The organism is Candidatus Zixiibacteriota bacterium (assembly GCA_036480375.1).
Lineage (GTDB): Bacteria > Zixibacteria > MSB-5A5 > GN15 > JAAZOE01 > JAZGGI01.
The window spans coordinates 77,957-91,488 of the sequence record JAZGGI010000022.1; the positions used below are offsets into that span (position 1 = coordinate 77,957).

Annotated in this window: 11 protein-coding genes, 1 tRNA gene and 1 other RNA gene; 10 read left to right on the top strand and 3 right to left on the bottom strand. The window is 43.0% G+C overall.

Annotation, left to right across the window (positions count from 1 at the left end):
• The first annotated feature begins 240 nt into the window (after window positions 1-240).
• Both V3V99_05775 and V3V99_05780 read left to right on the top strand, forming a co-directional pair.
• The gene (locus tag V3V99_05775) at window positions 241-2,343 is read left to right on the top strand and encodes a thrombospondin type 3 repeat-containing protein (GenBank protein MEE9442159.1); all 2,103 of its coding nucleotides are present in this window, start codon (window positions 241-243) and stop codon (window positions 2,341-2,343) included.
• Window positions 2,344-2,491: 148 nt separating this feature from the next.
• Entirely contained in the window at window positions 2,492-5,416 is a 2,925-nt protein-coding gene (locus tag V3V99_05780) for a trypsin-like peptidase domain-containing protein (GenBank protein ID MEE9442160.1), read from the top strand.
• Window positions 5,417-5,943: 527 nt separating this feature from the next.
• Here V3V99_05780 and V3V99_05785 read toward each other — a convergent pair.
• Window positions 5,944-6,438, bottom strand: a complete 495-nt coding sequence (locus tag V3V99_05785; GenBank protein ID MEE9442161.1) for a DMT family transporter — start codon at window positions 6,436-6,438, stop codon at window positions 5,944-5,946.
• A 3-nt stretch (window positions 6,439-6,441) separates the two neighbouring features.
• A complete protein-coding gene (locus tag V3V99_05790; GenBank protein MEE9442162.1) occupies window positions 6,442-6,891 on the bottom strand; it encodes a DMT family transporter in 450 nt (149 codons plus the stop codon).
• Between the two features lie 98 nt (window positions 6,892-6,989).
• Here V3V99_05790 and V3V99_05795 point away from each other — a divergent pair, with 98 nt between their 5' ends.
• The 8 genes from V3V99_05795 (at window position 6,990) to V3V99_05830 (ending at window position 13,225) form a co-directional block, all read left to right on the top strand.
• Complete coding sequence (locus V3V99_05795) at window positions 6,990-7,880, top strand: DMT family transporter (protein MEE9442163.1); 891 nt, start codon at window positions 6,990-6,992, stop codon at window positions 7,878-7,880.
• Window positions 7,881-7,928: 48 nt separating this feature from the next.
• Window positions 7,929-8,001, top strand: a tRNA-Ala gene (locus V3V99_05800).
• 153 nt (window positions 8,002-8,154) lie between these two features.
• Window positions 8,155-8,254: signal recognition particle sRNA small type (ffs, locus tag V3V99_05805), an RNA gene on the top strand.
• Between the two features lie 54 nt (window positions 8,255-8,308).
• Window positions 8,309-10,012: a DNA polymerase III subunit gamma/tau gene (gene dnaX, locus V3V99_05810; protein MEE9442164.1), complete on the top strand. Its 1,704-nt coding sequence runs from the start codon at window positions 8,309-8,311 to the stop codon at window positions 10,010-10,012.
• A 22-nt stretch (window positions 10,013-10,034) separates the two neighbouring features.
• Complete coding sequence (locus V3V99_05815) at window positions 10,035-10,358, top strand: YbaB/EbfC family nucleoid-associated protein (protein ID MEE9442165.1); 324 nt, start codon at window positions 10,035-10,037, stop codon at window positions 10,356-10,358.
• 1 nt (window position 10,359) lies between these two features.
• Entirely contained in the window at window positions 10,360-10,956 is a 597-nt protein-coding gene (recR, locus tag V3V99_05820) for a recombination mediator RecR (protein ID MEE9442166.1), read from the top strand.
• 594 nt (window positions 10,957-11,550) lie between these two features.
• Complete coding sequence (locus V3V99_05825) at window positions 11,551-12,186, top strand: DUF4433 domain-containing protein (protein ID MEE9442167.1); 636 nt, start codon at window positions 11,551-11,553, stop codon at window positions 12,184-12,186.
• Between the two features lie 7 nt (window positions 12,187-12,193).
• Entirely contained in the window at window positions 12,194-13,225 is a 1,032-nt protein-coding gene (locus V3V99_05830; protein ID MEE9442168.1) for a macro domain-containing protein, read from the top strand.
• 170 nt (window positions 13,226-13,395) lie between these two features.
• On the opposite strand, the gene V3V99_05835 is transcribed toward V3V99_05830, so the two are convergent.
• Window positions 13,396-13,532: IS256 family transposase (locus V3V99_05835; GenBank protein ID MEE9442169.1), on the bottom strand; the 137-nt coding region annotated here is incomplete at its 5' end.

Below are 13,532 nucleotides of genomic sequence, written 5' to 3' on the forward strand. Positions count from 1 at the left end.
TCTCCAAAGTCTTAAGTCTCCCCAATTTATTAAAACCACGGTCAAAGTCAACAGGTATATTACCAATGCCCAATTTATATAGCAATCTAATTTATTGACACATGAGTGATCAGTTCATATACTATATAATATCTTTCATGTTTTCTTCCGGCGGGTCATTGATTTGTCATTTATCAACGGGGGCGTATAATTGAATTTCAGGCTTTTGAACATATTTTTTTCAAATCAGGGCATATAACTATGAAGAGTCCGGCTATTATTTTTTTGGGAATGATTTCGATAAGTTTATCTATATCTTCAATCGCCGAGGATGTGACTCAATCTGACTTGAAGGCACTGGCAAGAATTACTGTTTTTAGCGATAAGCCCCAAACAAAAGTATTGGAACCCGCCAAATCATCAAAGTTAATTGCACATTTGAATGAAAAAAAATCATTGTCCTCAAGTCCTTTTTCCGGACAATATCCTGCTATTGACAGGGCTTCAGACGGTGTTCTCGCAGTAGGATATCAAAATCAGATAATATCTCCTTCCGAAATATTCTGGGCTTATTCATTAGATAATGGCAGCACCTGGGGCGGCCAAATCTCGTTCGGTTTGGAGGATGTCTCCCTGCCCGCAATCGACTATTACGGGGACGGCAGGACATTTTTGGGTGCCTCGGTTGCACCCTTATCATTTTTATCCGGCGGGGGTGTTGTCCTTTATGAATTCGGTGATATTTCAGATTCCTCAACCTGGACAGCTTGGTGGAGCGATTTTTCAGATAACGGCTGGCACAGCATGACAAGCTGCGATATCGCCGCCGACAATTCTCAACAATCGTGGAATTGGGGTTTAATATCCTTGGTAATCAGTTACACAAACGGCCCTGATAATATTATAGACGCCCCGCATATCTATTCCCAGATATCATCACTAGGTCATGTCCAACTAAGCTGGTATCCGACCAAACCAAATTGCAATTCGACTACGACGGATATCGATCCAGTGTATTCCAAAACTTATTCAATCTATGATCGCCTCGAAGAATCTACCCAACAATGGGAGCTATTTGTCCGGCGTGATAATTTTAATGATTGGTATTTGCCCACCACCGCGGCCACTTTGAATTTTGAAGAAACATCCAAACATCTCAAGTACCCTGCCATAGCCGCTCATGCCGACACCATTGTCATTGTGTGTGAAATATATAATGATGCCGATCCTGAAAATATCGATATTGCCTGCTGGAGCGGATTTACAGGCAATCCCGGAGAAATCGAATATCGTGGTCTGATTACAGATAATGTATCAGACGAAAGAAACCCCTCGCTTTCCCATCTTGGCGGCGATGATTTTGTGTGTACTTATGTAAAAGATTACGTAATGTACGCTTCGATGACCTGTGACGGCGGTATAAACTGGACATCACCCATACAAATTGATCCGGAAACAAATTTCCCCGCGAATTACGATTCCCATGATATATCTGCCGACGGGCAATATTTAATCGCGGAATATATTGAAAGCTACAGCTCGTTAATCGATATCTGGGAGTTAGGTGATTTGGATTTTGATGATGACGGAATCAGCTTATGCGCCGATAATTGCCCGTATCACCCTAATCCGGATCAGACTGATTCTGATAATGACGGCAGCGGAGACGAATGTGACCTTTGCCCTGATTTTGACGATAATCAGGATAGTGATTCCGATTCCGTCCCTGACGGCTGCGATAATTGCCCCGAAATTACCAATAATTCTCAATCCGATATTGATAATGATAACGTAGGTGATGTATGTGACGAATGTACTGATACAGATGAGGACGGATACGGAAACCCGGGGTACGCTTCCAATTTATGTGAGGATGATAACTGCCCCGATATCTCCAATTCGGATCAGGATGACGAAGATTTCGACGGTGTCGGCGACCCATGCGACAACTGCCTTAATACGTCAAATCCTACTCAGACCGATACCGACGGTGATAGTATCGGCGATGCCTGCGATGAATGTACCGATACCGACGGTGATGGCTACGGTGATCCCGGTTATTCTGCCAATACCTGTCTTGAGGATAATTGCCCTTCCATTTATAATCCGTCGCAGGTGGATTCTGACGGCGATGGCGTTGGCGATGCCTGTCTGTATATTTGTGGGGATGCCAATCATGACCTAAGCGTTAACGTGGGCGATGCCGTATACTTGATAAATTTCGTTTTCAAGTTTGGACCCGCACCGATTCCCTATGATTCGGGAGATGCTAATTGCGATCTGGACATAAATGTCGGCGATGCTGTTTATCTAATAAATAATATTTTCAAGGCCGGACCGGACCCCTGCAGTAGCTGTCCATAATCGGGAATTTAAGATATTCCCTTGTTTTTGCCGCTTGCATTCCCGAAAATTCCTGTTATAATTATAAATAGTACACACTTGAGAGCTACCATAATTACGTTTTTGGATAATCTGACGATATAAAGATTAATAAGGAATAATCGACTAAATGAATAAGGCCCCGAAATTTCTACCAAATCTGCTTATCTGTCTCATTATGAGCGGGATAGCCTCGGCTCAATTAAGCCAGGGGGGGCAACCGTTGAGTTTCAAGTATCCGGTTCTAAAAGCTCAATCCGCTATCCCGACCGAGAGCATGCCCGATTTTGACATTGAGTATTTCCTCACCGAAGATTCGATAGAACAGGCGGAGGGAGATATCCCATTTAGATTCGGGGCTCCATTTGACGTTAATTATGATCTTATTAATTCCGGTATTTGGGAAGAATTACCGAACGGTGATCGTCTCTGGCGATTGCGAATTGAATCACCCGGAGCGTATTCAATAAACCTGATTTATGATGACTATTGGCTGCCGGAAGGCGCCCTGTTATATTTATATAATGAATCACGCGACGCCGTTATCGGAGCCTTCATAAACGCCAATAATAAAGATCACGGCATGTTCGCCACCCAGCCTGTTAAAGGCGATGTTTGTATTCTGGAATATTACGAACCGGCCGCGGTTGCCGGACAAGGACGTATTTCCATTTCACGGGTTGTTCATGCCTACAAAGACATTTTCAAATTCTTTCAGGCCGGGTTTGGCGGTTCCGGCAGTTGTAACGTCAATATCAATTGCCCTGAAGGAGATGACTGGAAAAAGGAGAGCCGAGCCGTGGCTATGGTCCTTCTTGCCAGTGGAACCCGGCTTTGCTCGGGCGCTTTGGTCAATAATACCCATTACGACGCTACTCCATATTTTTTAACGGCGGATCATTGCCTGGGAATGGAATCGACCTGGATCTTCATGTTCAATTACGAATCTCCCGATTGTACCAATATCGACGGGCCAACCGGCATGACGCTTCAGGGCTCCACCCTTAGAGCCAATTATCCTCCCTCCGATATGGCTCTGGTCGAAATTTCCGAAGCTCCCCCGGAAGAATATGGAGTGTACTTCTCTGGATGGTCAAATCTCAATCAATCCTCACAGACATCGGTCGCCATCCACCATCCATCGGGGGACATAAAAAAAATTTCATATGATTACGACTCTTTGACGTCAACCGAATATGGCGAAATCACAGGAGAATCGCATTGGCGTGTCGCGGATTGGGATATTGGAACTACGGAAGGCGGCAGTTCCGGCTCCCCCCTGTTTAATCCCGAGCATCAAATAGTCGGTCAGTTACATGGCGGCTTCGCGGCATGCGATAACGATAAACCCGACTGGTACGGCAAATTCTCATATTCGTGGAACACCAGCAGCCAATCCAGCGAACAGTTAGCCTACTGGCTTGATCCCGATAATACGGGTATTGCTTCAATGACCGGATTCGATCCCAACGCCGACCTTAATATTATACATACCGCCCTGGAAGATACGCGCGATACTATAAACGATTATTTGATTAACTGCGAAATCATCTCCGATATTCCAATCAATCAGGAAAACACCCTTTTGAAATATTCTATTGGTGAAACTCCATTCCAGGAAACTATGCTTCCGACCGGCAGCCCGGATGAATTTTCAGCCATAATCCCCGCCCAAAAAGCCGGAACGAGTATTTCATATTATATCTATACTGAGGATATTAACGGCAACAACGATTCCACAATTCAATTCGAATTCTACGTGGATTACACACCGGAAATTTCCGTCTCCGTCGATGCCCTGAGTGAAACGCTATGGACGGGATATACATCACAGCAAGAGTTTAACCTTGAAAATGTTGGAAATGGAGATATCTATTACGACCTGGCTCTGAATCTGTTCCCCGAATCTAATCCCGTCTTGAAAAAGCTAATCATAAACAATAAGCTTCAGGCTCCTAATCATAATTATCAATCTGAATATTATGTTGTCACTTCTTCGAAAGACGAGGCAGACTTGCGTGTCGGTTACCCGGTCGATAAAAATGCCGGCGGACCGGATGAATATGGATATATTTGGATTGATTCCGATGAGCTGGGCGGCCCGGCTTTCGAATGGAATGATATTTCTTCAACTGGTACCGACATAACCGGCAATCTGCGAGATGATAATTTAATCGGGCCGTTTCCGATTGGCTTTGATTTTAGCTTTTACGGAATTGCGTATAATCAATTTCACATCGGCTCAAACGGGCTGGTCGGTTTTGATACGACCCGGCTTCATCTCCATTATAGTTCACCGATCCCTTCGGAGAACACACCTCATAATTTTTTGGCCTGGCTGTGGATGGATTTGGATATCACCGATTTTTACAATCCCGAGGGACATGTCTATTATGAGACAATTGACGATCACTTAATAATACAATTTACGGATTACCCGATGTATAGCGCTGACCCCGGCGACGTCGTTACCGCTCAGGTGATTCTTGATACCAGCGGAACGATTATCTATCAGTATCTTTCCTTTGGGGGGAATTTTGCCGCCAATATTGCCGCGGTAGGCATTGAAAACAGCGCCGGTACGGATGGGTTGGAAGTTGTTTTCAAAAATACATACCTCAAAGAAAACCTGGCGATCAGATTTACTCCGGTTAAATTATGGTTTACTCTTAATAAGGAATCGGGAACGATTCTCCCGCAGGAATCGGAATTGATAACCTGCACATTTGACGCCATTGATCTTGACCCTGGAGACTACCAATTGGAATTGAATGTATTTTCCAATGATCCCAAACCGGAAAACAACAATATCATTATCCCGGTTAATCTCATTGTCACGGAATTCCCGTATATATGCGGCGACGCTAACGGCGACGGATACGTGAATCTCGGAGACGCGGTTTTCCTGGTAACATTTATTTTTAGGTCTGGCCCCGCCCCCGACCCATTAGAATCAGGCGACGCTAATTGTGATGGCAATGCCGACGTCGGTGATGCGGTTTATGTCATTAATTTTGCATTCAAATTCGGCCCCAAACCCTGCTGCCCGGAATAATTATTCATATAAACAAATCATCCATTTATACGTCAATATCACAAATGGAACATGTAACTGTATTTTCTGTGACCCGGAAATATCAGTTAATCAGAAGAGCAAAAGTATAGATTTTTTACTTTACTTTAAAGAATTCAAAAGAAAACTATGGAAGGCAGCGTTTTTCAGATAGAACAAAGATTTCCGGGCGGCGCAGATAGAAAAATTCTTTGGCTCCCCGGCTATTTTCGTATTTATTTGTTGCTGCTTGTAAGCCATTACCCATCCTTGATTTACCGGAACATTAAATTCATCTGCCCTTAATTCCTTTTTCCAATCATTTATATTCGGAAATGGCCAAAAAAAAATGAAAGATTTATCGATTTTGTGACACCAAATTATACAAAATGGCGAGAAAGATTGAAAAAAAAGGGAATTTCTCGCTTTCGGGATTAAACAATTTTCTTCATTGTGCGTCATATGATAAAGAAAAGCTAATGATGCCCCCTAGTAGGACCATTGCCCCTCAATGGTCCAACAGGTTTGGTCTAGCCTACTAAATGGCCAAACCAACCCCCAGGCGGTCGCGAGCCCCCATCCCTTGCATGCGACCGCCCTTTTTTTAAATACTCTAAAGATTCACTTTTTTTCTCAACCAGCCAAACTCCCAAAATGACCAATCCCCCTCCCAGGATATGAAAAACAGTAATCGATTCATTGAGCACAAACGGGGCTACAGCCATAGTTGATAAAGGCTCCAAATATATATAGGCGCCTACTTTGGCGGCAGGTTTACGGCGGAGAGCTTCAGTCCAGAACCAATATGCCAAACCCAGACAAAAGACTCCCAAAAAAATAAGAGCGATGATGATCTTCGGCGGCAGGGATATAAAAGGTTTAAAACCTGAAGTAAATAATACGTACGGAACGATTATTACCGCGGCAATCGTCAGGACAACGTTATTTACGGCCAGAGGCGCGGCTGATGATAATTTTCTGGCCAAAACAGTGTATATCGCCCATGTAATACAGGATAACAGTATTAACTAATCTCCATATGATTTCAGGTAATCAAGATCACTTAATTTCCCTCGCGATATAAGAAGAATAACGCCCATGGCGGCTATCGCGATTCCTCCAATTTGGAAAAAATACAATCTCTCCTTGAGAAAGATAATTGAAAAGACGGCAATAAATATGGGGATCGTGGCAATAAGCCAGGCGGTATTAGTTGCCGTAGTAGTCTTCATTCCTTCAACCTGAATCAATAAATGAGCAGCAATAATAATTCCGCAAAATAACAACAAGATCCATTTGCCTCGAACAAAACTATAAGACAGCTTTCTATGTCTGGAAATGATATACAGAAACGGCATAGCTAATATAAAACGAGCTGAAATAATCTCAGCGGGAGTCAAATAATCAAGGCATAATTTCGTCGCGACAAACGAAATTCCCCAGAGCCAGACGGCAATTATCAATAAAACAGATATCATCTTGCTATTTGCAAAGCAAAAAAATAGGTTTCGGTAAAATCCGCAATCATTGAATAAATAAATTGACCGGGAAGTTCGCAAGGATTATCCTTTTGAAGATGACTCGTTTGATGCAATATTTAATATTGATTATCGCGGCTATCGCGGTAAGTTGGGCCGCCATATTTATTCGCCTTGCCGACGCCGATCCAATCGCGATCGCTTTTTACAGAATGGCTTTGGCAGTTTTAATTCTGGCTCCATTATCAGCGGTCAGCTCGTTCAGGAAGTTAACGAAACTTACGAAGAGAAATCTCCTATTACTATCAATATCGGGTCTTTTCCTCGGTATCCATTTCGCGTCGTGGATAGCCTCTTTGAAATATACTTCGATAGCCAATTCGGTCATAATAGTCAGCACTCATCCGTTTTTAATTGCCATTGCCGAAGCTATTATTTTGAAAACGAAAATTGGCCGCTGGACAATCATCGGCATGATTTTGGCCATTTCAGGAATGATTGTTATTTTCTCTTCAAGCCTGGGATTTTCAAATAGCGGAATTTTGGGTGAGCTTCTGGCGTTTATCGGGGCGGTTTGCGCCGCCGGGTATTTGCTGACTGGTAGAATAATTCGGCAGGACATGAAAAACCGTGATTATATATTTCTGGTTTATCTATTCGCGGCGCTAATCTTATCAATAATTGCCTTGATCACAAATACCTCATTATTTGGATTCGACGAGCAGACATGGTTGTTCTTTGTATTGTTGGCTCTTATTCCACAAGTTATCGGGCATTCGCTATACAATTTTCTATTAAAACATATGAAAGCCCACCTGGTTGGACTGGCAATTCTCGGCGAACCTATTGGAGCTTCATTCCTTGCCATTCTCATTTTCTCTGAATTCCCGCCAACCGAAACATACATTGGAGGCGGATTAATCCTGGCTGGTATCGCTCTGGCGTTGATTCGAATGAAAAGTGATGATAAGTCTGTTGAAACCGCTTGATTTTTCCGATGTTTTGCATAGATTATATCGCTTGTATGATAAAAATATGGGGCAGTAGCTCAGTTGGGAGAGCGGTACGTTCGCAACGTACAGGTCGTCGGTTCGATCCCGGTCTGCTCCATTTTTTATTTGGGGTTAATTGAGCGGTAAATTCTGTCGCAGTTTTCGCCCGCTTCAATTATCCGGTTAAATGATTGGCGCAAAATATTTTTTACCGGAAGGATGCGTCCCACGTAAAAATATGTGAAAGCCATGATTGATTCCGGCCAGTCTTGTTTGGGTCCTGTACAACGAACCAGTACCGAACCCCGTCAGGATCGGAAGGTAGCAGCGGCAGGTATGACGTTTGTGTGATACAGTCACGCCTGAATAACGGCTGGCCGTAATCAATTAAAAAAAGATTGGCAATCCGTGATTCGGATAAAATAATGTCTTATCAGGTATTAGCGTTAAAATACAGGCCTCTCGTTTTTGAGGATCTTATCGCACAGGAGCACGTCACCAAAACTCTGACGCGAGCGGTCGAAACCGGGCGAATCGCCAACGGTTATCTACTTACCGGACCTCGCGGAACGGGCAAGACGACCACCGCCCGCATTCTCGCCAAAGCGCTAAACTGCGTCGAAGGTCCCACCCCCACACCATGCAATAAATGTTCGATCTGCAAAGAAATTACTTCCGGCTCGTCTCTCGATGTTCTGGAAATCGACGCCGCTTCCAATACTGGCGTCGATGACATCAGGACTCTCAGAGAAAATATCAGGTATCTGCCGACGTCCGGCAAAAAAAGAGTTTTTATTATCGATGAAGTTCATCGCCTGTCCGGCTCAGCCTTTGACGCGCTATTGAAAACCCTGGAAGAACCTCCGGAGCATGCCGTTTTTATATTCGCCACCACCGAACCGCACAAAGTGCCTCCGACAATTCTCTCTCGAACACAGCGTTATGATTTCCATCGGGTCAGCGCGACCGATTTGTCAGCCCATCTGGAAAAATTGGCAAAACTGGAAAAAGTCGATATTGAAAAAGAAGCGGTATTTTTAATCGCTCGCAAAGGCGAAGGATCGGTTCGGGATGCTATCTCGCTTTTGGATCAAATGATCGCTCTTTCCGAAGACAAGATAACCGCCGCCGAAACTGCCCGTACCCTCGGTATTGTTGATCGTCAGCTTTTTGTCAAATTACTCGATATTATCGCGGCTGGTAAAACCGATCCGATTTTTGATCTGGTTCAGAAATTGTTTGCTTCAGGGGCCAGCATAAAAGAATTTGTCAACGATTTTATAAATTACTTAAGAAATCTGCTCGTACAGAAATCATCTTCGGAACCGGACAAATTCCTCGATATCTCCGCTGCCGAAAAAGAGGCCCTGATTAAGCAAACCGCTTATTTCACCGAGGCTGACATTTTGAGGATGATCCAAATTCTATCGGAATTAAACTCAGAGCTAAAACGCGGATATGATGAAAGAATCTTTTTGGAAATTTGTCTCGTCCGTCTGACCCGTATGGAATCGAGTATCTCGTTGCAGGAAGTAATCGAACGCTTGAATCGCCTGGCCGGTTCCGGAATACAATCAGATAGTCCCGGAGAAACTAATCTATTTGGAAATTCGGTTTCTCCTCCCGTGCCCCCTCAGCCGGCAACCAAATCTCAAAAAAAAACTGAATTAAGCTCTGACAATAATATTCGGGATCCTCAAGATTTCATCGAAGACGGCAAGCCGCTTAATCTTCCTCGAGTTCAAATGAGTTGGAATCGTTTCCTTGAGGAGTTGAAAAATCGTAAACAGATGCTGGCTTCCTTATTGGCAATGGGACATCTGCATAACGTAAAAGACAATGAAATTACTATCGGTTTCGCTCCCAGTTATGGCCCCAATAAGCAAGTCATCGAAAAGCCTGAGTCGATAAGCATAGTCGAAGAAACGCTTCGCGATTTCTATAAAATCGCGGTGCGAATCAAATTTGTAATTGACTCCACGATTAAAACACCGGTTCATACTAAACAGGAGCCGGAGAACCTGACAATAAACGCCGAAGATTTATTCGCCAAAGACCCGGATTTGAAAAAAATGGTTGAGCGGATTGATGGTGAAATAGTCGGCCGACGAAAAATTGAAGGTTCTTAATTTAACATTTTAGGAGGAATAAATGGCCAAAGGTATGGGCGACATGATGAAGCAGGTCGCGAAGATGCAGCGCAAAATGGAAGAAATGCAAAAGGAACTGGCCGATAAAACAGTCGAAGGTTCAGCCGGTGGCGGCATGGTCAAAGTTGTCGCGACCGGGGCCCAGGATATTGTTTCCATCAAAATCGATAAAGAAGTAGTAAATCCCGAAGATGTTGAGATGCTTGAAGACCTCATCTTAAGCGCCGTCAATCAGGCTCGCGAAAAAGCCGCCGAACTGCAGGCGGAAACGATGGGCTCTTTAACCGGCGGATTGAATATTCCGGGATTAAACCTCCCGTTCTGATATGTATAAATCAGCCGAATCAGTAGGACGACTGGTATCTCTTTTATCCCGGCTCCCCGGAGTCGGACGAAAAACAGCCGGCCGATTGGCTTTCCATATTCTCAAAATGAATATAGAGGAAGCTCGCGACCTGGCTGAAGCCATCGTGACGGTCAAAGAAAAAGTCGGAACCTGCGGCGTCTGTTTCAATATTTCCGAATACGACCCCTGCGCTATCTGCACCGATGAAAAACGCGACCGCGCGATAATATGCGTCGTAGAAGAAGCCAGCGATATAATCGCTCTCGAAAAAGCCGAAGAGTTTACTCCGTTATACCATGTCCTGGGCGGGTGCCTCTCCCCCCTCGATGGAATCGGGCCGGATGACCTGTATTTAAAAGGACTTTTGGCGCGGCTTGATGATACTGTTTCCGAGATCATCGTCGCCACTAATCCGGATGTCGAAGGCGAAGCAACAGCAATGTATATTAATAAACTGATCAAACCATTCGGTGTCAAAGTAACCCGCATCGCCCGCGGACTGCCGGTCGGAGGAGATTTGGAATATGCCGACGGCGTCACTATAACGCGCGCGCTGCAGGGCCGCCAGGAAATTTAAATTCATTTAAAACAAATTTCGCTTGTTGCGGCGGGTCTTGATTTTGTGAAAACAAAATTGTGCCCTGCCGCATAGTGTTCAGCAATTCGGGAATCCGGAAAAGTTATCCACAATTTATTTTCTGAAAATTCCTTGTATATCCTAATCCCTATTTAAGTTACAACGAATTGGGTTCGTTTTGTCCTTTTTCGTAGGCAAAGGCCTGTTTTTGGCTGTCGCGTAGTTGATCTGCCGTCGGTTCACCGCTTCGCTAAGGAACCGACGGAACAGTGAGCAACTTCTAAAATGGGTTTGTTTCCTCAGATTAACGTTTTTGGTCATATCAAATCGGTGGTGATTACTAAAGCATTCATATTTTTCCTGTAGGGATCACTCGCGAGCGACCCTGAAAACAGGCGTCGCCTGATCCCCTACCAGGCTTTTGCCAGTCTTGAGAGTGGTGTCCCGCAAAGCAGGATGGGGTGTGTTCCCTTTCTTCATACAAAATGGGAGATGTTAGTAATTAATGGCAAATTGGGTGTAAATTGAGATAATCTATGCAATTCAAAATAAATTAAGTGTAGTGCAAAATGAAATAGGGTATTATCTTTTACCATGACAACAGATAAAACATTAATCTGCAGGATAACCCATTACAAGAATCTAGAAGGGATTCTAAAACGTGGGGGTATATATGCTTCTAATTTTCAACCAAACGACGGCATTAAATTCTATCCAATACATCATGTTGATATACAAAACCAACGTTCAGTTATTAATGTACCATGTGGACCGGGCGGGAGTATTCACGACTATGTTCCATATTATTTTGGTCCACGATCACCGATGTTATTTGCGATAAGCAAGAATAAAGTTGAAGAGTATAATGAGGGGCAACAGCCGGTTATCTACATTTGTGCCTACGCAGAAGATATTAAAGATAAAGGTCTTGATTTCGTATTTACTGATGGCCACGCCATTATGGCAATAACTCGTTTTTTTGATGATTTAAAGGACTTAGATAAATTATACTGGGATATAATCGAAGGAAAATATTGGTTTGATAGTGAACAATACCCTGACAGATGTCGACGCAGGCAGGCGGAATTTCTAGTTCACAAGTTTTTCCCGCTTGATTGTGTTTTTGAAATAGTAGTGATTGACAAGCACATACAAAAAAAAGTAAATTCAGTATTAGCGAAACATGACATAGATATACCAGTTGTAGTAAAAAAAAATTGGTATTACTGAGGATTCTATGATAAAAATAAAAAAAGGAAATTTGCTAAAGGCGGAGACTGAGGCATTAGTCAATACCGTTAATTGCGTGGGCGTAATGGGTAAGGGTATTGCTCTACAATTTAAAATGGCATTTCCTGAAAACTTCAAAACGTACAAAAAAGCATGCGATGCAGGTGAATTGCTGCCCGGCAAATTGCATATTTACGAGACGGCGAGTTTTATAAATCCAAAATACATTATTAACTTCCCAACCAAAAGACATTGGAAAGGCAAATCCGATATAAACACGATAGTGTTGGGTCTAAAAAATTTAAGAGAAGATATATTACGTCTAAAAATAAAATCAATAGCCATACCACCTTTGGGGTGTGGAAACGGCGGTCTAAACTGGAATGAAATTCAACCACTGATCAAGAGTTTTTTAGGTGATTTAGAAAATATTTCTATAATGCTGTTTGCTCCATTGGGAGCACCAGAAGCTTCGACTATGCCGGTAGGCTCTAAACGGCCGAAAATGACGTTAGGACGAGCCTTAATAATAAAGTTAATGGAAAAGTATGCAATTCCCGGTTATAAATTGACATTGTTGGAAATTCAAAAGCTCGCTTATTTTCTTCAAGATTCAGGTGAAAATTTAAGGCTGGGTTACTCTAAGTCTAGCTTTGGACCATACGCTTCAAATTTGAACCATGTTTTACAGCGTATTAATGGTCATTATATTAATGGATATGGTGATAGAAGCAGAAGCACCAAAATATATTTGTTGTCTGGCGCAAGCGAATTGGCTACAAAAACCCTGAGTGATATGACTGATTCTTTAGAAAGACTAGAAAAAGTCCATAATTTGATTGAAGGATTTGAAAATCCCTATGGAATGGAATTATTGGCCACAGTGCATTGGGTGTTAAAAGATAATACAGATGGAATACTATCTAATGCTGAAACAGTTGAGAAAGTTTTTGCATGGAATGATCGAAAGAAGAAAATCTTCAATTCAGAACATATTGCAATTGCAAGGAAAAGACTGATTGACGAAAAATGGGTTTAGTAACTCAATGTTCTCCACCACTTGGCCGTGGGTTAAAAAGCATTCACCCCAAATTCATGCCCGGCATTCGCACATAGCAATTTAAAACAGTTTTTTTTAATGATTTTATACTGGTATAGCCCACAGATTGGCCCTGTCAGGAATTTTGTGTAAACAGTTAAATTGTTTTTTCATATCTTGGGTACTCTTTGGCCGAATCGTATCGCAAATTGATGGACTGCCAGCGACCAGTTCCTAATCGGCATGGTCCACTTTTTCATAATATTCTCAAGAGCCATATACAGCAATTTAATGGTTGACTCATCGT